20 protein-coding genes are annotated in these 25,977 nt (G+C 34.4%); 8 read left to right on the forward strand and 12 right to left on the reverse strand.

Features of this window, described 5'->3' with window-relative positions:
- Positions 1–11 precede the first annotated feature (11 nt).
- Genes aroF through ERX46_RS01215 form a run of 8 tightly spaced genes read right to left on the reverse strand, consistent with a single transcriptional unit; the run spans position 12 to position 7,337 of the window.
- On the reverse strand, positions 12–1,013 hold the full coding sequence (gene aroF / locus ERX46_RS01180; protein ID WP_130091999.1) for a 3-deoxy-7-phosphoheptulonate synthase: 1,002 nt from the start codon (positions 1,011–1,013) through the stop codon (positions 12–14).
- 5 nt (positions 1,014–1,018) lie between these two features.
- Positions 1,019–1,783, reverse strand: a complete 765-nt coding sequence (gene trpA / locus ERX46_RS01185) for a tryptophan synthase subunit alpha (protein ID WP_130092000.1) — start codon at positions 1,781–1,783, stop codon at positions 1,019–1,021.
- A 1-nt stretch (position 1,784) separates the two neighbouring features.
- Positions 1,785–2,954 (reverse strand): tryptophan synthase subunit beta, encoded by a 1,170-nt coding sequence (gene trpB, locus ERX46_RS01190; protein ID WP_130092001.1) that lies wholly within the window; start codon positions 2,952–2,954, stop codon positions 1,785–1,787.
- Positions 2,938–3,570, reverse strand: coding sequence for a phosphoribosylanthranilate isomerase (locus ERX46_RS01195; RefSeq protein WP_130092002.1), 633 nt, complete (start codon positions 3,568–3,570; stop codon positions 2,938–2,940). Before ERX46_RS01195 ends, trpB begins: the two co-directional genes overlap by 17 nt.
- Positions 3,567–4,364, reverse strand: coding sequence for an indole-3-glycerol phosphate synthase TrpC (gene trpC, locus ERX46_RS01200; RefSeq protein ID WP_130092003.1), 798 nt, complete (start codon positions 4,362–4,364; stop codon positions 3,567–3,569). Before trpC ends, ERX46_RS01195 begins: the two co-directional genes overlap by 4 nt.
- A complete protein-coding gene (gene trpD, locus ERX46_RS01205; RefSeq protein ID WP_130092004.1) occupies positions 4,361–5,350 on the reverse strand; it encodes an anthranilate phosphoribosyltransferase in 990 nt (329 codons plus the stop codon). Before trpD ends, trpC begins: the two co-directional genes overlap by 4 nt.
- On the reverse strand, positions 5,347–5,928 hold the full coding sequence (locus ERX46_RS01210; RefSeq protein ID WP_130092005.1) for an anthranilate synthase component II: 582 nt from the start codon (positions 5,926–5,928) through the stop codon (positions 5,347–5,349). The genes trpD and ERX46_RS01210 overlap by 4 nt, the downstream gene beginning before the upstream one ends.
- Positions 5,925–7,337 carry an anthranilate synthase component I family protein gene (locus ERX46_RS01215; protein WP_165366112.1) on the reverse strand — a complete coding sequence of 471 codons (1,413 nt, stop codon included), beginning with the start codon at positions 7,335–7,337 and terminating at the stop codon, positions 5,925–5,927. Before ERX46_RS01215 ends, ERX46_RS01210 begins: the two co-directional genes overlap by 4 nt.
- A gap of 451 nt (positions 7,338–7,788) precedes the next feature.
- On the opposite strand from ERX46_RS01215, the gene ERX46_RS01220 reads away from it, so the two are divergent.
- The 8 genes from ERX46_RS01220 (at position 7,789) to ERX46_RS01255 (ending at position 19,249) form a co-directional block, all read left to right on the forward strand.
- On the forward strand, positions 7,789–8,373 hold the full coding sequence (locus ERX46_RS01220) for a TetR/AcrR family transcriptional regulator (protein ID WP_130092007.1): 585 nt from the start codon (positions 7,789–7,791) through the stop codon (positions 8,371–8,373).
- An 8-nt stretch (positions 8,374–8,381) separates the two neighbouring features.
- Positions 8,382–8,861, forward strand: coding sequence for a hypothetical protein (locus tag ERX46_RS01225; RefSeq protein WP_130092008.1), 480 nt, complete (start codon positions 8,382–8,384; stop codon positions 8,859–8,861).
- Positions 8,862–8,960: 99 nt separating this feature from the next.
- Entirely contained in the window at positions 8,961–10,286 is a 1,326-nt protein-coding gene (locus tag ERX46_RS01230) for a TolC family protein (protein WP_130092009.1), read from the forward strand.
- Between the two features lie 18 nt (positions 10,287–10,304).
- Positions 10,305–11,357 (forward strand): efflux RND transporter periplasmic adaptor subunit, encoded by a 1,053-nt coding sequence (locus ERX46_RS01235; protein WP_130092010.1) that lies wholly within the window; start codon positions 10,305–10,307, stop codon positions 11,355–11,357.
- A 274-nt stretch (positions 11,358–11,631) separates the two neighbouring features.
- On the forward strand, positions 11,632–14,718 hold the full coding sequence (locus tag ERX46_RS01240) for an efflux RND transporter permease subunit (protein ID WP_130092011.1): 3,087 nt from the start codon (positions 11,632–11,634) through the stop codon (positions 14,716–14,718).
- Positions 14,718–15,158, forward strand: coding sequence for a DUF2141 domain-containing protein (locus tag ERX46_RS01245; RefSeq protein ID WP_130092012.1), 441 nt, complete (start codon positions 14,718–14,720; stop codon positions 15,156–15,158). The genes ERX46_RS01240 and ERX46_RS01245 overlap by 1 nt, the downstream gene beginning before the upstream one ends.
- Positions 15,159–15,520: 362 nt before the next feature.
- Positions 15,521–18,133, forward strand: a complete 2,613-nt coding sequence (locus ERX46_RS01250; protein WP_130092013.1) for a GEVED domain-containing protein — start codon at positions 15,521–15,523, stop codon at positions 18,131–18,133.
- Between the two features lie 444 nt (positions 18,134–18,577).
- Positions 18,578–19,249 (forward strand): FAD-binding oxidoreductase, encoded by a 672-nt coding sequence (locus tag ERX46_RS01255; protein WP_130092014.1) that lies wholly within the window; start codon positions 18,578–18,580, stop codon positions 19,247–19,249.
- A 427-nt stretch (positions 19,250–19,676) separates the two neighbouring features.
- On the opposite strand, the gene ERX46_RS01260 is transcribed toward ERX46_RS01255, so the two are convergent.
- From ERX46_RS01260 to ERX46_RS01275, 4 genes are all read right to left on the reverse strand, one after another.
- A complete protein-coding gene (locus tag ERX46_RS01260; protein ID WP_130092015.1) occupies positions 19,677–21,269 on the reverse strand; it encodes a hypothetical protein in 1,593 nt (530 codons plus the stop codon).
- A 153-nt stretch (positions 21,270–21,422) separates the two neighbouring features.
- Positions 21,423–22,109, reverse strand: coding sequence for a hypothetical protein (locus ERX46_RS01265; RefSeq protein ID WP_130092016.1), 687 nt, complete (start codon positions 22,107–22,109; stop codon positions 21,423–21,425).
- Between the two features lie 230 nt (positions 22,110–22,339).
- Entirely contained in the window at positions 22,340–23,977 is a 1,638-nt protein-coding gene (locus ERX46_RS01270; RefSeq protein WP_130092017.1) for a M1 family metallopeptidase, read from the reverse strand.
- Positions 23,978–24,381: 404 nt separating this feature from the next.
- Positions 24,382–25,866: a cryptochrome/photolyase family protein gene (locus tag ERX46_RS01275; RefSeq protein ID WP_130092018.1), complete on the reverse strand. Its 1,485-nt coding sequence runs from the start codon at positions 25,864–25,866 to the stop codon at positions 24,382–24,384.
- Positions 25,867–25,977: the final 111 nt, after the last annotated feature.

Genomic DNA, 25,977 nt, shown 5'->3' on the forward strand with positions numbered 1-25,977 from the left:
CTAAAGTTTCACTAAAAAATCTCTTTTAACTTTTTAAGCTTCAACATCAGTTCATCAAATTCTTTAAACGATAAAGTTTGTTGTCCATCTGTGGCTGCTTTCTCTGGTGTTTTATGAGTTTCAATCAGTAAACCATCCGCTCCAACAGCTGCCGAAGCCAAAGCCATTTGAATCACATGTTTCCTAATCCCAATTCCGTGAGAGGGATCCACAACGACAGGTAAATGTGATTTTTCCTTTAGAATAGGTACAGCATTCAAGTCCAATGTATTTCTATATGCACTTTCAAAAGTTCTGATTCCTCGTTCACAAAGAATCAGTTTTTCGTTACCACTTTTAAAAACATATTCTGCAGAATAAAGTAATTCGTCAATCGTTCCGCTAATTCCTCGTTTTAAAAGAACAGGCTTGTCAATTTCGCCTAATGCTTCAAGCAAATTGAAGTTCTGCGCATTTCTGGCTCCCACTTGGAATATATCAACATAAGGCATCATTTCTTCAATTTGTGCAGACTCCATCACTTCCGTAATGATTTTGATTCCGTTTTTGTTACACGCCTGATAGAACATTTTTAACCCTTCCATTCCCAATCCTCTAAAACTGTATGGACTCGTTCTTGGTTTGTAAACTCCTCCTCTCATTATACGAACTCCATTTTTTAGCAATGATTCAACAGTATCATTGATTTGTTCTTCACTTTCAATACTGCATGGTCCAGCCATCATTGCTAAGTTATTGTCGCCAATCAATACACCGTCTCCACAGTCAATTATAGTGCGGTCTAATTTCCATTTGCTGCTCACCATTTTATGATTTCCAGTTACCCTGTGAACATCACTAATTCCTTTAAAATAGCCGATTTTACGAATGTCAAACTCTTGTATTGGTGTACAAATGAAATAGGTTCCCATTTGTGTGATTACAGGATAGAATTCTATATTTAATTGATTCAAGCCCTGTTCTAAGTCCAATCTTTGATTCTGTTGGATATCTTTTTTTAGTTGTATAATCATAGCTCTCAAATTTTTGGTCGAATGGATTGAATAAATAATTGGATGTCTTTTTCTAAATCTTGGGTTTCATTTATACTTTTAATAAAGGCACTTCCAATGATTCCTCCAGCAGCGTATTGTGTAGCAAAATCGAAATCTTCTTTGGTTGAAATATTAAAACCCACCAAGATTGGATTCTTTAATTGCATGGCTTGAAGTCTTTCCAGATAAGCTTCTGCAGACTTTATTCCCGTTCCTTTTCCAGTAGTACTCGAACTACTTACAGCATAAATAAATGTTGAACTGCAATCATCGATATAACGAATACGTTCTTCACTTGTTTCTGGAGTAATTAGAAAAATTGGAGTGATTCCATATTGCTCAAAAATGACTTTGTACTTTTCTAAATACACTGGAATCGGTAAATCTGGGAGAATAACACCTTCAATGTTATTTTTCTGGCAGTTTTTGCAGAATTTCTCTACTCCGTATTGATAAACAGCATTGAAGTAGCCCATCATCACTTTTGGAATTTTGGAACTACTTTCAGACAATTGTTCGAAAATTAAATCTGTTGTTATTCCATTTCGAATTGCAATCTCACTACTTTTTTGAATGGTCGGACCATCGCTCAACGGATCTGAATAGGGCATTCCAATTTCGACCATATCCACGCCAGCTTCTTCAAGTGTTTTCAAAACTTTTGGCATGCTGTCTAGTTGTGGAAAGCCTGCCGTAAAGTAAATATTAAGCAAAGGCGTTGTTCTATTTTTAAATAAATCTATTAGCATATTAAGGAAGTGTTTTAATTAATGTTTCTAAATCTTTATCACCTCTACCGCTGAGGTTAATCACAATTTTATCAGTTGATTTTATTTCCATTTTATCCAAATAAGCCAAAGCATGAGATGATTCTAGTGCTGGGATAATTCCCTCAGTACGAGAAAGAAAATGTGCCGCTTTAATCGCTTCTTTATCTGTAACACTTGCATAATGAACTCTTTTGGTTTTGTGTAAATGTGCGTGTTGAGGTCCAACACCAGGGTAGTCTAATCCTGCAGAAATACTGTAAGGTTCAATTATTTGGCCGTCTATTGTTTGAAGTAAAGTCGTCATGCAAGCGTGGATAATTCCTTGTGTTCCCAATGCTAGTGTCGCAGCAGTTTGGCCTGTTTCTATTCCTAAACCTGCAGCTTCAACACCAATCAATTGAACGTTTTGTTCCTCCAAATAATGATAAAACGCTCCAATGGCATTACTTCCTCCACCAATACAAGCAATAATGTGTGTTGGATTTCCATCAATTTGTTTTTTAATTTCCTTGCTGATGATGGCTTGGAATCTTGCTACCATATCAGGATAAGGGTGAGGACCAACGACAGATCCAATGATATAATGTGTATCCACCGGATTGTTGATCCAATCTCTAATCGCTTCGTTTGTCGCGTCTTTTAAAGTTTTACTTCCGCTGTGAACAGGAACGATTTCAGCACCTAGCATTTTCATTCGTGCAACGTTTGGCGCTTGTCTTTCAATGTCTTTTGCACCCATAAAGATACAGCATTCAATTCCCATCAATGCACAAGCAGTTGCTGTTGCTACTCCGTGTTGACCTGCTCCAGTTTCAGCGATTATCCTAGTTTTATTCAGTCTTTTTGCCAATAAGATCTGACCTAAAGCATTGTTGATTTTATGCGCTCCTGTATGACATAAATCTTCTCGTTTTAAATAGATTTTAGCACCGTAGTGTTCACTCAATCTTTTGGCAAAATACAAAGGTGTTGGTCTACCCACATAATCTTGGAGCAGTTGATTTAACTCCTCTTGAAAATCTGCAGATTGAATGATTCCTAAATAGGATTTTTGCAATTCTTCAACATTTGGATAGAGCATTTCTGGAACAAAAGCTCCTCCATATTCTCCGTAGAATCCTTCTTGGTTTACATTATAATTTTCTTTCATCTCTGATTTGATTAATCATTGTTTTTACTAATTCCTCATCCTTTTCTCCTGGTGCTGTCTCGAATTTACTGTTGACATCTATCCCAAATAGGAGAGGAAGCTTGAGGTTTTTTATTTCGTGAATATCTTCTATTCCAATTCCTCCGCTGAGGAAGAAAGGTTTGTTTTGCGTGTAATTATTAAGCGTTTCCCAATTGAATTTTTTTCCGCTTCCACCATAATTTTTTGTAGGGGTATCAAAAAGGAAATAATTCACCGATTTCTGATAGGACTGAAGCGCACCCCAATCAAAGTTTTCATCGATTTGAAATGCCTTGATGATTTGAATTCCTTCTTCATTAAGTTCCTTTACAAATTCAGCAGATTCATTTCCGTGCAATTGGACATAGTCAAAAGAAAAGTCATTTACCTTCTTTGTGATTTCGGTAATTGAAGCATTCACAAAAACACCTACTGTAGAAATCTTTTTATCAGTAGTATCTATTTTCCGCAAGAGTTCTTCATCCACCAATCGCGGTGATTTCTCATAGAATATAAATCCCATAAAATCAGGCTTCAGCTTTTGAATCGCTTTGATATTTTCAGGATATTTCATCCCACAAACTTTTATTTTCATTTGATAAGGGATTTATAATTTTCAATTAAAGTTTTGCAAGCTTGACCTGGATCATCGTATTGCATAAAGTATCCACCAATCAGAAATCCATCAAATCCAGCCTTTTTAAGTTCTACCATTTGTTCTGCTGTTTTAATACCGCTTTCACTGATTTTTACCAGTTCTTTTGGAAGGAATTCGAACAACTCTACACTGTTTGAAATATTGGTTGAGAAGTCTTTCAAATTTCTATTGTTTACTCCGATAATGTCAATATTTGCATTGACGTGACGCTCAATTTCTTCTTTTACCTGAACTTCTAAAAGCACTTCTAACTTTAAGCTTTTTGCAAATGCAGCTAGATTTTTACATTCTTGAGGTGATAAACAGGCAGCAATCAATAAAATACAATCTGCTCCATTACTTTTTGCTTCTATAATTTGATATTCATCAATGATAAAATCCTTTCTTAGAATAGGGCAGTAGTTGTTTTTTCTTGCAATTTCTAGATCAGTGTTGCTTCCTCCGAAATACTGAGCATCTGTTAAAACAGATAAAGCTGAAGCTCCGGCTTGCATATAATTGATGCTTAATTTCTCTACATCTATTCGATTATTGATGATTCCTGTGCTTGGAGAACTTCTCTTAATTTCTGCAATAATGCCTACTTTATCTTTTCTGGTTAAGTAAGCTTTCATCGATACTGGAGTCGTTTCGAAAAAGATACTTTGCTCCAAACTTTTGATGGTGATGAGTCCTTTTGCTTCTTGAACTACTTGTCTTTTGTAGTCTACGATTTGTTCTAAAATATTCATAATGAGATTAATGTTTTAAATGTGCGTAGTGCAGCTTTGCTTTTTAAAGCTTCTTCTGCGATTTTTAATGAAATTGATAAGTCTTGACCTTGATGATAACATTGAATAGCCATTGCTGCGTTTGCGGTTACCACTGCGTTTTGAGCTGCTGTGCCATTCCCTTCAAGGATTTGCATAAATAATTGAGCGGATGCTTGAATGTCTTTTCCTCCTTTCAATTCTTCCGGTGTAATCTTGTTTTCGTAGATCTCTTTTGGATTAATCATGATTTCTTTATCCGGACTAATAATTTTCGCTGGTCCAGTTAAACTGATTTCGTCATAACCATCTAAAGAATGAACGATGCGGTATTCTATATTTTCTTGCTCATAAATATATTTATAGTAGCGTTGAAGTTGTAAAGAAAACACGCCCACCAATTGCTTTTTTGGAAAGGAAGGATTTACCATAGGTCCAAGCATATTAAAGAAAGTTGGAACACCAATGTTCTTGCGAATGGGAGCAACTTCTTTCATTGCAGGATGAAACAGCGGCGCATGCAGAAAACAAATTCCGCTTTTATCGATTTGCTTTTTGAGTAAATCAGGATTAGCGGTGAATTCATAGCCTAAATATTCCATCACATTGGAAGATCCACAGGTTGAGCTCACACCATAATTCCCATGTTTTGCGACTTTGTATCCAGCGCCAGCCACTACAAAAGAAGCCAAGGTGCTTACGTTGAAAGTGTCTTTTCCATCACCACCCGTTCCACATAAATCGACAGCATCAAATTCATCCAAATCAATAGCAATACATCTTTCCTGTAAACAATTTCGGAATCCTTTTAATTCATCTACAGTGATGTTTCTCATCTTGAAAACGGTCAAGAATGCACTGATTTCATAAGGATTGTATTTCTCTTCAGAAATTTCACCCAGCACTTTTTTGGCTTCGCTTTCTGTGAGGTATTGCTGTTTGAATAGTTTTTCTAATATTTTTTTCATGATGCTTCTTCTTTACAGATGTTTAGAAAATTACGAATGATTACATCTCCATCTGGAGTCAGTATACTCTCAGGATGAAACTGTATTCCATAAAGTTTTTGTTTGATGTTTTGGATCGCCATGATGCTGTTGTCTTTTGTTTTAGCAGTGATTTCAAAATCTCCTCCTTGGGTTTCATCAATATCCCACGAGTGGTATCGACCTGCTTGAAATGTTAATGGAAGTCCTTCGAACAATGATAAATTCGCGTTGATTAATTTAACTTCTGACTGAACACCATGATAGACTTCTGAAAGCATGCGGAGTTTCCCTCCTAAATATTCTGCTATCGCTTGATGTCCTAAGCATATCCCTAAAATTGGAACCTTACCAGCACAAGTACTTATAATTTGCATAAGGTTTCCTGCATTTTCCGGTATTCCAGGTCCTGGCGATAGAACAATCACATCATAATTTAAACATGCTTCAGGTGTAATTTTATCGTTTCTGTAGACCTCAACATTGTTTGATTCTTGACGAAGAATATAAACGAGGTTATACGTGAAACTATCGTAGTTGTCGATGACTAATATTTTCATAATTCATTTGCTTTTTGAATCGCTTTTCTGATTGCTGTAATTTTATTATTGACCTCTTGGAGTTCTCCTTCCGGTGTGCTGTCTGAAACTATTCCTGCGCCAGCTTGGTAAACTAATGTGTTGTTTTTGCTCAATACCGAACGAATGATGATTGCATGATTAATGCTTCCATCAAATCCAAAGAAACCGATTGCTCCACCATAAAAGTTACGTGTCGTTTTCTCATACTTGTCGATGAGTTTTAAAGCTTTGTATTTTGGTGCTCCAGATAATGTCCCCGCAGGAAAAGTATCCCCGTAAACTTGTAAGCCCTTTACATCTTTTTGCAATTTTCCTTTCACCTTGCTCACCATGTGAATAACATGAGAGAAAAATTGAATTTCAGCATAACTTTCAATGGTAACCTTATCTGAATTCTTACTCAAATCATTTCTTGCTAAATCCACCAACATAACGTGCTCAGACATTTCTTTTGGATTCTCCTTTAATTCTTCAGCACGTTTTCTGTCTTCTTCTTGCGAATCTCCGCGTAAAACTGTTCCAGCAATAGGGTTAATTGAAGCTTCACCATTGTGCACTTGCAATTGTGATTCTGGCGATGCTCCAAAAATTTTAAAGTCTCCATAATCAAAATAGAAGAGGTAAGGAGAAGGATTTATACTTCTTAAACAACGGTACAAATTAAAGTCATCTCCTTTAAATTTTTGTTGGAACTCACGAGAAAGTACCAATTGAAAAGTATCACCAATTTTACAATGGTGAATCCCTTGTTTCACCATTTCCATATATTCTTCCTCTGAAACGTTTGAAGTTTCTTTATTTACGGTGGAAAAAGAGAAATTCGGTAAATTATTGGTGTTGATGATTTGAATGATGGATTCAATATTATCTTCAAAATCAGTTCCTTTATTTACCTCGTTGTGGGTGATGTAAATTTCATTTTTGAAATGGTCGAAAATCAATACATATTTAAACAATTGATATTTTAAATCTGGATTGTCTTTGAGTTCACTTCTCTCTAAATTCATTTCAATATCCTCCATGTATTGGACAGCTTCAAAAGAAGAGTACCCCCACAATCCTTGAATGTTAAATGGAAGATTTGTTGTACTGTGTTCGAATTGCGATATGAATTCTTGAAAAGCTATAAAAACCTGACTTGATTTTTCTACTTTTATTTTTACCTCTTCTTGATCAGGGAAATTGTATTTATATTTATTTCCACGGGCTTCAAAGTTAGCGACAGGCTCCAAACAAATAAAACTTTTGCTGTCTGTGCGGTCATGATAGTCTGCGCTTTCCAGTAGTAAAGCACTCGGGAATTGATCCCGCAGCTTATTGTAAATGTTGACTGGAGTATAAAGGTCTGCCAGTTTCTTCTGGTACTTGGTGTGAATTTTATATTTCATTATTTAAATTTTTGAGCATAAAAAAAGCCTGCAAGAAGCAGGCTTTTATAAATATGGGTATATTCAATAGCGCCTTCTTAGATCCTAAAATCATTAAAGTTCCACCACCAATTTTTGTTTGTTATTAAAATCATTATGTTGTTTTTATTGCAAAAAAAAAGACCTGCTAGAAGCAGATCTTTTTAAATATCGTTATACAGCGCTTCTCTAGATAGTATTATCCATTAGCCACCAAATGTTGTTTTCAATTTTGTTAATCATACCGCAAATATAGAATAAGTTTTTTAAAGATTATTCGAAAATCTAAATTTACCCGAATTTGCTTCGGTTTGTATCTCATGTTTTACTAATCATAATTCCTCTTCCTGTGTGAGTTAAGAAATAAAATATTGAAACTTATTGTTTAATTGAATTTTTAGAATACCTTTGTGAGTGATCATTCACAAACAAGATGGATATAACAGAAAGACAACAAGAAATAATTACAGCTGCAGGAAAGATTCTTACGGCTTCAGGGATTCATGGTTTAACCATCAAAAACCTGGCAAAGGAAATGAAATTTTCTGAAAGCGCAGTTTACAGGCATTTTGCGAGTAAGGAGGAAATCATTATTGGAATGTTAACTTATTTAGCCGACAATATGGATGGACGTTTTAAAAGTTCCCTTTCAACGGATGGTTCAATTGAAGATCGATTCAGAGCTTTATTCGAAAGTCAGTTCAACTTTTTTAATCAAAACCCTCATTTTGCAGTTGCTGTTTTTTCTGATGGACTTTTAGAAGGAAGTAAAAATGTTAATCAAGCGATTAATAAAATAATGCAAGTGAAAATGAAATACTTAATGCCTGTTGTTTTACAAGGGCAGAAGGAAGGAGTTTTTACAAATGCAATTACTACAGAGGATTTAATGCACGTAATTATGGGTTCTTTGCGTTTATTAATGTATAAATGGCGAACGGCTAATTTTGAATTTGATATATTGCACTACGGTAAAAACATGATTGAAACGAATTTAATTTTAATAAAAAGCAAATAACAGAAAATATGAAACACGTAATTCTAACATTAGGAATTTTTGGTTTGGCATTTTTAACGAGTTGTGATAATACAACTGAAGCAGAACCACAAGAAACAGTTGAACAAGAGCATCCAGCTGGAGAAGAACACCCATCAGCTGAGGCTAGTCATGATCATGGCGAAATCGCATTAAATAATGGTGAGAAATGGAAGGTTAACGAAGAGATGAAGCCTTTTGTAATGAAAGGTCAAGAGCTTGTTACAACTTATCTTGATTCTGGAGACGAAGATTTTAAGAGTTTAGCAGAAAATGTTGCCGCGCAAAATAAACAATTGATTTCTAGCTGCACAATGGACGGAACAAGTCATGATGAACTGCACAAGTGGTTACATCCGCACCTAGAATTAACAAAAGAATTGCAGAATACAGAGACTATGGATCAGGCGAATCATAATGTTAAATCACTTATGGAATCGTATAATGAGTACCATAAGTATTTTAATTAGGTCATTAATTAAAATATTACCAAAATATAAAACCTTGTTCGAGAGCATTTTAAGTAGTGCATCGAATAAGGTCTTGCTTAAATAAAAAATTTAAATAAAATGTTAGTAAGCGCTCACAAACAAATGGTTTTAGGATTGCTTTTTATAGTATCTTTTTTCCAAATAGCTCATGCACAAACTTGGAACTTACAGCAATGTATTGACTCGGCAGAAGTGCACAATAAACGATTGCGAATAAATTCTTTGGAAATGGAATCGAGTCTGCAGCAGGAAAGGGTTGTAGAAGGTTATAGAAATCCTAAATTGCATCTCAATGCAGATTATAAGTATTTCACTGATTTGCCTTATCAGTTAATGCCAATGAGCGTTTTTGGCGGACCTGAAGGTCAGTTTAAAGAAGCGCAATTTGGTGTTCCACATCATTTGAATGCCGATTTAACTTTAGCTATTCCTATTTATAATCCAGAATTATATGGAAATATAAAAACTACAAGAGCAGCGACTGAACTAACAAGAATCCAAAATTTAAAATCGAAAGAAGAAGTCTTTTTTGAAGTTTCTACAGTCTATTATAATGCGCAGATCTTAGCACAAAGTTTAAGTTTTATTGATTCAAATATCATCAATGCAAAACAACTACTAAAGAATGTTGAGTTACTTCAATCACAAGATTTGCTAGTAGGAACGGATGTAAATAGAGCACATTTAAAATTACTTCAACTCGAAAAAGAACGAGAATCTGCTGCAGTAAAATATGATAATGTGATGAACATCCTTAAGTTTTTAATGGGCAAACCATTGGCTGAAAACATTGAAATTGAAAAAGGAATTGATTTTGAAAAGATAGAAAATTATGAAACTGAATCTTCACTTTCTGTGCAATTGGCGGAAGCTAGGAATCAGTTACTCCAAACACAAATCAATACACTTCAAAAAACAAGGTATTTACCTTCTTTAAATGCATTTGCAACTTATGGAATAACAGGTTATGGTTATGACCGAGAGCCTAATCAATTCTTGAATTTTTATCCAAAAGGTTTAGCAGGAATTCAATTGACAATGCCACTTTTTAATGGAATGGTAACCAAGAGAAAGGTAATCAGTAAGCAATTGGAAATAGATGCAAGTTCACTTCAACTTGAATTGATTCAGGATCAAACAAATCTCAATATTGAAAATGCATTAAAAGAGAAAGACAATGCAAACCGAACAATGGAGCTTGTGGAAGAGCAATTAAAACTGGCTGAACTAATCTATGATCAAACCATTTTGCAACATGAAGAAGGAATTGTGTCTTTAACTGATGTAATCATGGCAGAAACTGAAGTGAATAAAGCTCAAATGGAATATTTAGCCACGATTATAGAATACCTAAAAGCAGATTTGAAATTGAAGAAGGAATCAGGAAACCTACTCAAAAATTAACCACAAAAGAAAGAAATTATGAAAAAGATAATAACGATTGTCGTACTTGCATTACTTGTAGGGTTGACCATTTTCCAGTTAGCTAAAAATAAATCTGAAACAGAAGCAATTGTTTTTCATTACGATAAAAACAAAAGCATAAAAGTTGACGTATTAACAGCTAAGATTTCCAATTTAGATTCACGACAAACCATTGATGGAAACTTTATGGCGAACCGTGAAGTGAAGTTGAATGCTGATATTCAAGGGAAAATAAATAAAGTAAGCGTTGATTTAGGAAGTGAAGTCAAAAAAGGTCAAATCCTTATTGAACTAGATAATTCTCTTTTGAAATTACAATTGGAAAGCGTAAAAATTCAAGTAAAAGATCTAGAAAAGGACAATGAACGCTACCGTATTTTAACAGAAGCGGATGCCATTCAAAAGGCGAAATTGGAAAAGATGCAATTGCAATTACAATCAGCAATTATTCAACAAAGAACTATCGAAGAGCAGATCAACAAAACAACAATACGTGCACCTTTTGACGGAACAATTACCCAAAAGTTTGTAGAAATTGGTGCATTTGCTGCGCCAGGAGTTCCATTACTTCAATTAAGTCAAATGAATGTTTTACGATTTACAGCTTTCGTTGCAGAAGGAGAAATCAATCAGTTTGCTTTAAATGAAACAGTGCTTTTAAAAGCTGATCAATATTCACAAGTTGACTTCTCAGGAAAAGTTGTTGCGCTAGGAGGAAAAGCAAATCCAGCTGCTAGATACCAAGTGGAAATCGAAGTTCAGAACAGCAAGACAACTCCATTACGTGCAGGAATGTTCGGTCAAGTAATTTTAGACAAGCAATCTAAACAAAGCGGAATTGTGTTACCACTTTCTGTGATTCAAGGTCAATTGGACGAAGCGAAAGTATATGTTGTTAAAGATGGAAAAGCAGTTTTAGTTCCTATTCAAATTGGTTCGAGTGAAGGGACTTCTGTACTTGTAAAAGAAGGAATATCTGCAGGAGACAAAATTATCAGCAAAGGATATGTGAATCTGTTTGATGGAGCTACGGTAACAATGAAAAACTAACAATGAAAAATGAAAAATAAAGAGCTGACTCTTATCGATTTAGCTTTGGTTTTCATTTTTAAAGAATAAACTTGAAAGACAATATAATGTTTAAAAAGAGCTTCGCATTTGTTTTTAGAGCAGGGAAGTTTTAATAAGGAATGAAAAATAAAGAGTTGACCTTTAATTTATACTCTCAATTTTAAGAAAAACGGAATTACATGAAAGAGAATATAGTATTAAAAAGATGTCTATCAATTTTTCACTTTTCACTTTTAATTTTTAATTAGAAAAAATGAATATTACAGAAATTTCCATCAAGCGACCATCGCTCATAATAGTTTTGTTTAGTGTATTTATCCTTTTGGGATGGATCGGTTTCAAAAACTTGAGCTATGAATTAATGCCCGATTTTAATCAACCAGTTGTGGTGATTAAAACTGGATATCCAGGAGCAGATCCTGAAGAAGTTGAAACTTCAGTCAGCGAGAAAATTGAAGATGCACTTTCAAATCTAGAAGGTGTCGATTACTTAGTTACGAAGTCTTTACCGAATGCTTCTGTGGTTATCGTGAATCTAAAATACGGAACAAATCTTGACAATACAATGCAAGATGCGCAGCGGTATATCGACAATATTCGAAAAGATTTACCAGCCGATATTTTGAGTCCGGAAATGAGTAAAGTTTCTCCAAACGACTTACCGATTATGTCGATAAGTGCAACGAGCGATTTACCTCAAACGGAATTTTATCAAAAGATGAAGAATGATTTTCTTCCTCAGATTCAACAAATTCAGGGAGTTGCTGAGTTGACATTGTTGGGTGGACGAGAGCGAGAGGTTCAAGTGAATATTCAACCGCATTTATTGAAACAACATAAAATTTCAATTCTGCAAGTGGTTCAAGCCATTAATCAATCGGGAGTTGATATTCCAGCAGGAACAATTCAAACGGATGAATTTGAAAACTCTTTGCGTTTAAAAGGAAAGTTCAATACGCTTAAAGAAATTGAAAATGTTCAGGTGGCAATGCCAATGCCTGGCAATCCGATTTATGTAAAAGATATCGCAAAAGTTGAAGACAAAACAGTTGAAATTAGTTCTGTAAGTCGCTACAACGGAAAAGAAGGAATTGGAATTCTCTTGAAAAAACAAGGAGACGCCAACGCGGTTGATGTTTCTAGAAAAGTACGTGAACGTTTTGATAAAATTGCTGAAGCTTATGCCAGCGAAAATGTTCAATTCGTAATTGCAGATGACAGTACCGACAATACAATTGAAGCCGTAAATTCCGTAGTTTTCGATTTAATTATGGCCGTGATTTTGGTTTCGTTAGTGATGCTATTATTCCTCCGAAGCTTTAGAAATTCGCTGATCGTTTTGATTGCTATTCCAACTTCTTTAGTAACTGCTTTCGCAATGATGTGGATTTTGGGATATACTTTAAACCTAATGACTTTATTGGCGATGTCCTTAATTATTGGAGTTTTGGTCGATGATGCCACCGTAGTTTTAGAGAATATCCAAGTGCATCTTGATCGTAAGAAGGAAAAACGCCAAGCTGCAATGGATGGTCGTATGGAAATTGGATTTTCTGCTTTGTCCATTACTTTAGTGGATATCGTAGTTTTCGTTCCAATTTTATTCCTTCAGGTTTTCGTTGCGGATATGTTAAAGCAGTTTTCTGTCGTAATTATCACCTCCACCTTAACGAGTTTACTGGTCGGATTTACCTTAACCCCTTGGCTCGCATCAAGAGTTGGGAAGAAAGAAGATTTACAACCGACGAATTTTTTCAATAAATTTCTATTGTGGTTTGAATTTCAATTGGATCATTTACAAGAAATGTACGGCCGTCAATTGAAATGGGTTCTGAATCACAAATTGATTTTTGTAGGATTTGTACTTGCTCTTTTCGCTTTGACAGGAGTCATCATGAAACAAGGAATTATTGGGAAAGAATTAATCGCTACTGGAGATCAAGGGAAATTCTTGCTCGGTTTGGAATTCGATAAAAACACTTCCATTCATTACAACAATAAAGCAGCTTTAGAAGTCGAGGATTTCATATTACAACAAGATGAAATTGAAAGTTTATTCAGTAATGTCGGTGGACCAAGTACAGGGATTGGAAGTCTTGGAGTAGGTTCAGCTTATCGAACAGAAATGACGATTCAACTGAATGAAAAAGTAGGAGATATTTCAACTGAATCCTATATGCGACAGTTGAGAACAGAATTGGAATCGCGTTATACTGGAATTAAATATTCTGTGATTGCAATGGGATTAGTTCCTCGAACAGCACCAATTGAAATAACTTTAAGTGGAGTTGATGTTGATTTAGTGATGGAAACCGCAAATGGTTTACAAAAAGTCTTAGAGGACATTCCAGGAACAGATAATATTTTACTTTCTGTGGAAGAAGGAAGTCCAGAATACCGAGTGATTCCAGATAAAAATCTCATGCAACGTTTTGGATTAACGACGGCCTATGTTGGAATGAGTTTAAGAACTTCATTCAACGGAAATGACGATGCTTCAATAACCGACGAAGGAAATGAATATCCAGTGCGTGTTCAATTGGCGAGTTTTAATCGTGAAAACGCTACTGATGTTGAGAATTTACCGATTATAAATCCCAACGGAATAGCTTTGGAAGTGAAACAATTTGCGAAAGTAGAAAAGAACAGTTCTCCTTCCTTATTGGAACGAAAAGACAGACAACCCGCAGTTACAATTACTGCAAATGCGCTTGGGAAACCATCAGGAACAGTTGCCGATGAGGTGGTGGCTTATGTTAAAGAACACCCGCTACCCGCTGGAATCGAAATGACTTGGGGAAGTGATGTCAAACGTCAAAATGATAGTTTCGGAGCTTTAGGAAACGTTTTAATAATTTCTTTCTTGCTAATTTACTTAATTCTTGTGGCATTGTATGACAGTTTTGTCTATCCATTCGTGGTTTTATTCTCTATACCAGTAGCAATTATTGGAGCTTTCTTGGCCTTGAATTTATCATTAAGTCACTTGAGTTTATTTGCATTATTGGGGTTGATTATGTTGATGGGACTCGTCACCAAAAACGCCATTCTGATTGTCGATTTCACGAATCAATTAAAAGCGACAGGGAAAGATTACAAAACAGCCTTAATTGAATCTGGAAAAGGAAGATTGCGACCAATTTTGATGACCACTTTATCCATGGTTATTGGGATGCTGCCAATTGCATTGGCAACAGGTTCAGGAAGTGAATGGAAAAACGGATTGGCTTGGGTAATTATTGGTGGACTATTGTCTTCATTGATTCTAACAGTTTATTTAGTTCCTGTGGTTTATGCATTTGTAGACGGAATTAAATTGAAATTTCAAAAAGATAAATAATGAAAAACGGATTAATTATCATTCTGTTCACTGTTTTTTCATTTTCCACTTTTAGTCAAAGTAATGAATATTATGACTTAAAAATGGAGGTGAAAGACTTGCGAAATAACACTGGAGTTGTTCAATTTGCGTTGTACAATAAAAACGGAAGTATTCCTGATGAAGATTATGAGAAATATTTTAAGATAGGAAAAGCCAATATTCACAGCAATTCAGCGGAATTCACATTTAAAGCTTTGAAAGGTGGTACTTATGCTATCAATATTTTACACGATGAAAACAAAAATGGGGAAATAGACAAAGGCTGGATTTTACCCATTGAAGGAATAGGATTTTCAAATTTCAAAAGTATTGGTTTTAGCAATCGACCGAATTTTGAAAAAGCTTCTTTTCTATTGAATAGAAATGAGGTAATCAGCATAACAGTGATCTACATGTAAACATCATTAAACATGACTTCAATCTATAAGACATTGTAAGCCATTATTTTATTGATTTATTACCACGAACATAAAAATATGAAGTGTACTTTTTAACACTTTGAGTAAACTTGTTGTTTCTTTTTTTAACCAATCACTATTGGATTGCTAAATAAAAGCGGTCTCTAATTTTGAAGCTTTTCTTTTTATAATATTCTTTTTTTCAATCATTATGTACTAATTTTGCCGTTTTATTGTAAAAAACATTTAAAAAAAAGCCATAAGTAGTTTGAAATGAGAAAAGAACAATGTTTTTAATATTGTTTTTCTAACAAACCAATACAGAGCGATTTTTTAAACAAACAACTAAATATATTTATTTTATGAAACAATTTACTTTTTCTTTATTTGTGGCTATGCTGCTAGGAACATTCTCAGTACAAGCACAAAGTTATTGTACGTATGGGATAAGCCCAACTTCAAATCCAGATCACTTTATTTCTCAATTTTCTACTTCTGGTGGAACAGCGAACATTAATAATTCGAGTGTTCTATCAACAGGAGGATATGGTGACTATTCAAGTATGTCTGTACAGTCTTATATTGGCGGAACTTTTGATTATTCAATGGCATTTAATATATCTTTTTATAGTTATGGTTATGCAATTTGGATAGATTGGAACAATGACGGTACTTTTGATTTAACTGAAAGAGTTGCTGATAATGGACAATATCAAGTTCAAGGTGTCCAAACTGGAACAATCACTGTTCCCGCAGGAACTATTGATGGCGATTACCGCATGCGTGTGGCGATGGATAACGACATTTACTCTGGAGCATCTATGCTTCCATGTAATACTGCAGGTAAAGGTGAAGCTGAAGATTATACAGTAGGAATTTACGCTTCAAATTCAACTACTTGTGATCCAATAAGCAATATCCTTGTTGCTGGAATTACCACAGACGCTGCAGATATATCTTGGACAGTTGGAGGTACAGAAACGGAATGGGACGTGATTTATGGACCAACAGGATTTGATCCAAATTTGACAGGAACAACGGTTAATGTAACCACACTCCCACAAACAACTTTAACTATTCTAGCTTCTGATACAAAATATGATGTTTATGTAAAAGCTATTTGTGGACCTGGTGACGAAAGTTTTAATTTTGGTCCAAAAACTTTTAGAACAAAATGCTCTTCCACAACGATTCCTTATTCAATGAATTTTGAAAACGTAACTTATCCAAATATTGACCACTGTACATCACAAGAGAATGCAGGAACAGGAAATGATTGGGAAACTGCATATCATGGGAGTAATGGTTTTACAAGTAAAGTTTTGAAATATACCAGCCATCCTACTAATAATGCAAATGCTTGGTTTTATACACAAGGAATTCAATTGACTGCTGGAACGAACTATAAGATTTCCTACAAATATGGAAATAACAGTTCTAATTATTCAGAACAATTATCAGTGTTTTATGGTACAACTCCAGGTTTTGGAGATATGACAAACTTTATTGCTCAACATAATGGAATTACTGGAGGTCAAGCAACAACTGAGATTATTGACTTTACAGTAACAACAACAGATATATATTATTTTGGTTTCAAAGCAGGTTCAGTGCTTAATCAGCTTGATTTATTCTTAGATGATATCAATATTTTTCTTGGTCCTTCATGTTTGCCACCATCAAATTTAATGGTTTCAAATGCTGGATTAACAGATGCAGATTTAAGTTGGACAGCAGGTTCATCTGAAACAGAATGGAATGTACTTTATGGTGAAAGAGGATTTAATCCTGCAACTCAAGGAACAACTGTTAACGTTACAGGAACTCCAGCAACAACAATTACAGGATTATTAGAAAGTACAGAATATGAATATTATGTTACCGCAGTTTGTGGCGTAAATGACATGAGTGCTAGAGTTGGATCATTCGTTTTTGAAACAACTTGTACGTCAACAACAGTTCCTTACGCAATTGATTTTGAAAGTGCTGTTCTTCCAAAACTATCTTTTTGTACTTCAAAAGAAAATGTAGGCGGAGGAAATGAATGGAAAACACAGTATTATTATAATCATGGTTTTACTGGAAATGTACTAACTGTTGAGAATTACAATACTGACAACTCTGCAAATGCTTGGTTCTACACACAAGGTTTGGAATTAACTGCCGGAGTAGAATATGAAATTTCTTACACTTACGGTAACACACCATCTTATACTGAATCAATGGAAGTTGCTTACGGAACTTCTGCTTTGGCTGCTAATATGAATACACAATTGGCTTTTTACGATTCAATTAATAGTGGTCAAGCAACAGATACAATTCATACTTTCATGGTTCCAGCAGATGGAGTTTATTATTTTGGATTTAATGCAATTTCAGATTCTATCCAAAACCAAATTTTGTTAGACAATATCAATATCGTTAAAAAAGAAGTTTGTGACAAGGCTACAGGAATCTTAGTAAGTGATGTTCAAAATTTACAAGCAACGATTTCATGGTCAGCTTCAGCTTCTGCAACAGCAGGTTACGAAGTTGAGGTATTTGAAGCAGGAGAAGATCCAGCAACAGCAACACCAGTAGCAACAGAAATAGTTGCTGCAGGAATTACAACAGTTACAATTACAGGATTAAACGCTGGAACGGCTTATGATGCTTATGTAATTGCTGATTGTGATCAATTAGGTACAACAATGAGTGATTCGGTGAACTTCACTACAGGAACAGTTGGACTTGCGAGCAACGAGTTAACACAAATAACTTATTCTCCAAACCCAGTAAATTCAGTATTGAATATCACAGCAGAAAACACAATTGAATCAGTAATCGTTTACAATTTAACTGGAAAAGCAGTTTTAGAAGTAAATACAAACAACACTTCAATTTCAATAGATATGTCTTCATTATCAAATGGAACATATTTCGTGAAAGCGAAAGTTGCGAATGCTGTTTCAACTTTTAAAGTGGTAAAGCAATAAACTGAACTAAGAATATTTGATAAAAACATAAATACCAATTCGGTAATTAGGAGAAAGAGATCTAGTAATAGGTCTCTTTTTTATTTTGGGGTCGTTTGTTAATTCAAAAAAGGATTTTTGAATCAACTAACCGGGCTTTCCACTGTATCTTTTTGTTACCACGAGTTAAAAACTCGGGGTAACATAAAAGGATGCCGTTACTATCCCTCGTCCAATAGAAAGATCATAATAAGCTTCCATTTTTGTCTTTTCTTCTTTGCGACCTCCTGCGTTAACCTCTGCGACTTCGCGGTTGAATTTTCATCTGCTCAATAAATGAATGGACTGTTAATGTTAAAACATTCTAAATCAATATTTATGAATCCTTTTTTTTAGGATAAGTTTATTCCTTTTCCTAATTTGATGCAATCAAACAAGGTTAACTAACAACATAAAAACACGACCATGGAAACAGTACGAATATTAGACATAAAGAAAGAAACCCACGACGTAATGCACATCATTGCAGAAAAGCCAAGCAATCTATCATTTCAGCCAGGGCAAGCAACAGATGTATCCATTGCAAAACCAAAATGGGAAGATGAAAAACGCCCATTTACATTTACTTCATTACCCAAAGAAAATCAATTAGAGTTTGTGATTAAAATTTATCCAGACCACGATGGAGTGACAGATCAAATTGGGAAACTAGAACGCGGCGATTCACTAAATATCGGCGATGTTTATGGAGCAATCGAATACAAAGAGGAAGGAATATTTATTGCTGGTGGTGCAGGAGTAACTCCTTTTATTTCAATCTTGAAAAGCTTAGATGAAGAAAATAAAATTGGAAACAATAAACTCATCTTTGGTAATAAAAAGTACGAGGATATCATTCACCGTGAGTGCTTCGAGAAGCTTTTAGGCAAAAATATGATTAACGTTCTTTCAGATGAAGAAAGGACAGGCTGCGAAAAAGGATTCATCAATAAAGAAATCATCAAAAAAGCGCAAGAAGAAGGAAAGAACCAATACATCTATTTGTGTGGACCACCGAAAATGATGGAATCAGTTTTAAGGGAATTGAAAGAGTTGGGTGTGGAGGAAAAGTATATTGTGAAGGAAGATTTTGGGTAGGATTAGTTGGTCGAAATGTTTTAATAAAAAATGTCAAGTGGATTTTCTGCTTGACTTTTTTTTGGTTTTAGAATTTAAAATTTTTTACATTTCCTTATTTTTGTTTACAAACAATTAAAAACCCGTGTTAATTAGCATTCTGAGATCCGTGCCATCTGCGTTCCATTACGACGTGTAAGTTACCACATCGATCATTTAACCGAGTTTTGTAGCTGCGGTGATGAAAATAAAACCTTTTTTGATTACGATAAATATGACCGAAATCAAACACCTATTTTATGTGAATGTAAATTCGTTTTCAATGGAAATAACTTTGAATTGGTTAAAGACAGCTGGGAGAAAATTAGAAATGAAGACCAAAAACAAGAATAGCCAAACAGTTTGAAGTGCTTGGCTATTCTAGGAATATATTTGATTATCGAATCAATTAATATTCAATCGTATTAAACTTATACCTCTTCGCTTGGATTCCTTGCATTTGAGAAATGATTATCATTCCGTTTGGTGAAGTAAAAAACATTGATGGATTTACTGCCATCGGGAAAGCATTTGGTTTTTGGATACTGTATAAAGGCAAAGAATTAAAAGATCTTTCGGCATATTCATGTTGCCCGTTACTATTGATAACAGTTAATAAAGTAGGATACAAAGCTTCCTTTCCAAACAGGTTATCGATGTTGGTTTTATTTCTATCTCTGTCTATCCAAAAGCGAAACCTTTGTAATGGAGCCTCTAAAAATATATCCATATAATTCCAAACGATAAAAAGTTTATCCTCTTTTAAGTGATAAGCAAACGAACCAAAACCGATGTCAGGATCTAAAGTTTTCTCCTCTTGCTTTTTCTCAATTACTTGATTCCACAATCTATTTCCATTTTGGTCAAAGGAGATTGCAAAAGCATTTCCATGAAAGATTTCATATTGATAAGTTGGTGGTTGATTCTGACCAATTGCAGTTTTGGATATTCTTTTCTCTTCTGTTAGTAAAATTACTCCACCATCTGGCTTCATTAAAACATCCTTGAATAGATAATTATCTAGAGCATAACCTTCCTTATTCGCATTGTTTTCAGAAACAACCCTGCTAAGCATTTCAGCACCTAATGGCTCAACTTTATTCTGAATTATTTTACCTGTTTTATCAGATTGAAAAAACCATGTTCCTTGCCAATCGGTAGCTCTTCCTCCCAGTGGAAATAACATTCCGCTCATTAATAAATTTCCTTTTGGATTGATAAACATTTTCTTATCGCCTAAAGCATATTCATTTAATTCAATATTCGTCACCTCAGAAAAATCTTTTCCAGCAGTTATTAAATTATAAATGTGTTCCTTATTGGAGATTTTAATATCCTTTAAAAGGTAAGCGATTCCGTTATTGTCAAGAATAATATCATTAACAGGATAACGTTCCGCTTCATTTTCGAGCGTTAAATCTTGTTGCCAAATGGAAGAAAAATCCGCAGTATTGAAAACTTGCAAGCGCACTTCTTCACTGGCTTTCTTTGTAAAAGGCTTTTGAGTTAATACCAATAATTTACTTCCATCTGGAGAAAAACTAAAGGTATAATGCGCACTTTTCATTTGACTTTTAGAATACTCGGTCTCTAAAGTGATGAAGCTTTCAGCAACCGTTCCGTCTTCTAAAACTTCTTTAATTAAAAATGAATTTTCTTGTTTGTCTTTGTTCCAACCTTCTAAAAAGATATAAATCTTTCCGTTTTTCATTTCTGTATAACGGTGCAATTGAGAATCAAAAAAAGTACCAGATGTAGATTGAATATTTGTAGTAAAAAGTAATTTCAATGCTGGAGAATATTTCTCTAATGCGATTGTTGCATTGTTCACGGGTCCAAATTCACGCAGTAAGTAATAACCCGTTTCATCTTCCCCTAAAACTTTTGTCCATTGGGCATTTTGAATTTCATTTGTGTATTCTTCAGTACTGCTAACAGTAACTTTTTGCGCATAAAGCATAGAAAAACATGAACTTAATGCGATTAAAAATATTCGTTTCATAATAGATTTCTTTTTTATGTAATAGATAAAGGAGTATTCAAAGTAAGAATTCTGACCCAAAATATATGGATCAGAACTCTAAATTATTTGGTTAATCTAATTGATTGAAGACGCAAATGGAACGCAGTCTTTGACGTTTAGTTTTCAAAAGAATTATTGAGCAGCAGCCCATGCATTATATTCCTTAATCACTTCAAAAGCGTTCAAAAAAGTATATCCTTTTTCTTTATCTGCTACTTTTTGAGCCATTTCAGCATTGTCTTCAATTAGCGGCGGCATTTTTTTCTTAAATGACAAACCTAACATGCTAAATTCGATAGGATCAGTAGGTTCTTTCGCTACAACTAAATTGATAATGTATCTTCTTGCATCAAAAGCTTGCCATGTTTCACCACTTTGTCTTGACAACATTGAGTAATTTTCAACAGTTGAATACCATTCATATAAACGAATTGCACCATCTTCAACTACTAAATTAAAGTTGGCTTTTTTAAACATTCCACCACTGTAATTAATTGATTCATAAACTTTGTCAGCGATTTTATAACCTTTGATATCGTCTGGTTTATATTTCTCAGTTGGTTTTCTGTCTGTTTCTTTTAAATAAAATTCAACTCTGTTTTGGTTACTTGAACCAATTCCAGCTCCTGAACATCTTGAGTCTGCTTCTATAAATCCTTGGATTGTATCGCCATCTAATTTAATGATGTAACCAGGATATTTTTTTCCAACTTGGTAGATTTCCGGACTCCAATCTGCCATAGAATTGTTCTCTTCATTTTGAGAAGTAGCAGTCAACGATGCAGCAAGTGCAATGGATAAGATAATAATTTTCTTCATAGTGTTTTGCTTTTTTGTGGACATATACTTTTGGTCAGTATGTAGTTCACTTACTTGGTTTTTTAGTAAAATTTCTGATGTGATTTTATATCAGAATATTGAAAATTTTTTTCAATATTGAATGCAAATATACACAAAACGTGCCAGTTACAATAATGTTTCAATATGTTAGAATTTAAGGGTTTCTGATCGTTGAATGAGCATTTTTTATTGTCAAAAATCAGCTATTTTTACATCTTTTCAACTCCAAAATAAAACCGCTCTAAATCTGGTTTTACTTTATCCAGTTTTCTTGTTCCTCGTAATTTCTGCCATTCTGAAGTCGGTTTAATTCTCTTCATTCGCTCTTTAATTCCCACATCAATCGGCATCTCAAAGTTTGCTACTGAAGTTTCCCAACGGTAATAAATTCTCCATTTTTCTTTCTTCAATTGAAGTGTTGGTACTTCTGTATGATAAAGGTATTGCTTGAAAATAGGAGTGAGGGTTTCGTCAGAATTGGCTTCGAAAAACGCAATAACCTCTTCTGTATTCGTAATTTTATGTTTGAATGTTTCGCTGAAATTTTTTAGTAAAGCCCACCATTTTTCGTCATTGTTAATTACGCCGCGTAAAGTGTTTAACATGTTCGCACCTTTATAATACATATCAAAACTGCCTTCTTTATTTACACTATAATCTCCAATAATTGGTTCTTCATTTGATATCATTGTTTTTTGTAAACCGATTAAATATTCAAGTGCTTTTTCTTTTCCCCAGCGACATTCAATATAAACTGCTTCGGCGTAAGAAGTAAAAGCTTCATGAATCCACATATCTGCAATATCCGATGAGGTAATGCTGTTTCCAAACCATTCGTGTGCAGATTCATGAATGATGATAAAGTCAAACTTCATCCCAACTCCAGTTTTGGAAATATCTGTTCCATCATATCCCATTTTAAACTTATTTCCATAAGCTATTCCACTTTGGTGTTCCATTCCCAAATAAGGTGATTCAATTAACTTATAAGAATCTTCTACGAAAGGATATTCTCCAAAATGTTCGTAAAAACATTCCATCATCGGATGAACTTCTTGAAATTGCTTTTTGGCTTTTTCTAGATTATAGGACAACACATAATAATCTAGGTCTAAATCACGAAAATTGTCCGAAAAGTGAACATAATCACCAATATTCAGGATAATGTTGTAACTATTGATTGGATTTGTGACTTTCCAGCTCCATTCTGTAACTCCATTTCCTAAATCTTTCTTCCCAGTAAATCGTCCATTGGAAACATTCATAAGTCCATTGGGAGCAGCAACATGAATTTCTACTTCTTCAGGTTTGTCGCTCTGATGGTCTTTGTTCGGATACCAAAGACTCGCTCCCGTTCCTTGAACAGCTACACTTACCCAATCCTTTCCGTTTTTATCTTTAGAAAATACAAACCCACCATCCCAAGGTGGTTTTACAGCAACAATTGGTTGACCTGAAAAGTGGAAACTTAAACTGTCTGTAGTTTCTGGAATTAATGCTTTTTCAAATGAAATAAAAACAGCGTTAAATTCTCTTTTATAGGTCAATTTGGTTCCATGATAAATGATAGAATCCACTTCCATATTCGCAAATAAATCCAATTGCATCACGGGCATATTTTCTAAAACACGAAAGGAGATTTTATTGAATCCAGAAATGAATTTTTTATCCGGTTCAACTTTAACATTCAGATTGTATTTCAAAACATCAAAACTGGTGCGTTCGGGTCGCAATGAACCACGTAAAGTGTCTGCTTCGGTATATTCTTTTTGACCTTGAAATACTTGGGCTTGAATAAGAAATGAGCCGGTGAAAATTATGAATAGAATCAAGTATTTTAGAGACATGGAAGTTTTTTATGCTAAAATAACCATCCTTCGTCCAAGTTCTTCAAAAAATCATGGGCATTCTTCAAATGATTTACCTAAAATTTCATTTATGAAATTTCCCTAAGCGCTAGTACGGACGATTTGCAAATCGTCCGCTACTTCGCTATCCTTAGCTTAAAGACCATTCTGAAAAACAAAAACTTCATATATTCCACCAATTCTTTTCATTCTTTATAAGTGAATATCTGTTCATTATAGAGGCTAATTTCAATCAACATAATTTTCAAACAATTCAGCGAATAGCTTTCTCCATAAAAATCACTTATGCATTCTGCCCAACATTGTGCTGACGATTTGCAAATCGTCCGTACTAATGTATGAGCTTTAACGCAAGCGTTAAAGAGGGGAAATCTTTGGATTTTTTATTCCTTATCCAACTCCTTCAAAAAACCTTCTGCATTTCCTAAATGCGTCTCTTTTTTCTCATCTGACATTTTATTCCAAGTATTTACCATCATTCCAGTCCTTGGATTCTTTTTGAAGAAATCTTGGTGCTCATAAATGAATCTCCAGAATAACCCATCCCAAATTGGTTCCCAATCTCCTTTCGGATAATCGCTCATTTTTTTGATGTAATTGGAACCTCCGATATAAGGTTTCGTTGCGAAAGTTCCACCATCTGCAAATTGTGTCATTCCGTAAACGTTAGGAACCATCACCCAATCATACGCATCGATGAATAACTCCATAAACCAACGGTAAACTTCTTTTGGATCAAATTCACAGAGTAACATGAAATTCCCAATCACCATTAATCTTTCAATGTGGTGACAATATCCAGTTTTTAAAATCTTTTTAATTGTTTGGTCAATCGGGTCAATTCCTGTTGTTCCATCGTAAAAACTTTTCGGTATTTTTCTATCAAATTCCCAGTAGTTTTTCGTTCTCGAATAACTTCCTTTACATTCATACATTCCTCTTATGAATTCTCTCCATCCAATAATTTGTCTTACAAATCCTTCAGTAGAATTAATTGGAATATCCTCTTCTTTGGCGAATTTTAAGGTCTGATCAATAACCTTCGTTGGAATCAATAATCCATTATTCAGTAGTGGTGAAATAACACTGTGATTCAAAATGGAATCGTTTTTTACAATCGCATCTTCATAAATTCCAAAGTCGTAAAATCTGAATTCAAAGAATTGATCTAGCCATTCTTGTGCACTTTTAAAGTCTAAGGGATAATAAGGATATTTAGATAATTCACCTGGATTTTTAGAAAAGTGTTTCTCCGTGTATTCAATCGCTTCTTCCCATAACTTTGTTGATTCTGGAAATTGAATACTTGGCGGAGTCTTACCTTTCGGATACTTCTTTCTGTTTTCTGTATCATACGTCCATTTCCCTCCTTCTGGCTCGCCATCTTTGTCCATCATGATGTCCAACTTTTTTCTTTGCTGCTTATAAAAAGTAGTTTGGAAAAATGATTTTTTATCTGCTCTAAAGAAATCTGATAAATCGTCTTTTGTGTTGATAAATTGTGGACTATCTAAGATTTGTAATTTGATAGATTTAGCAACAGCAGTCAATCTTTTTTGAAGATAATTATCGACTGGATCAATGCAATAAATTTCCTCAATTTTTTGTGCATCAATTTCCTTTTTAAAGTTGCGAATATCTGCTAATTCATCATTCGCGGAAATGTATTTCACGGTACATCCTTTCTCTTCTAAGTAATCTTGATATCCTTTCATTGTTGCACGATGAAAAGCGATTTTTTGTTTGTGAAACCCATATTGCTTAAAGAATAAATGTTCTTCGATGATATAAAATTCGTTCTTGTTAGAAAGCAATTCACTTTCTTCAAAAAGTTGATGTGGAAAAATTATATTAATTGCTTTTTTCATTCTAATTCAGTTTTATTCGTCTATAGCGATTTTCGCTAGTAAAGTAATAACCCCAACACAATGGTTGTGCGCTGAAATGGCACGCGGATGACACGGATGCATGCAGCGCGG

It is taken from the genome of Brumimicrobium glaciale, from assembly GCF_004152935.1.
Classification (GTDB): domain Bacteria; phylum Bacteroidota; class Bacteroidia; order Flavobacteriales_D; family Crocinitomicaceae; genus Brumimicrobium; species Brumimicrobium glaciale.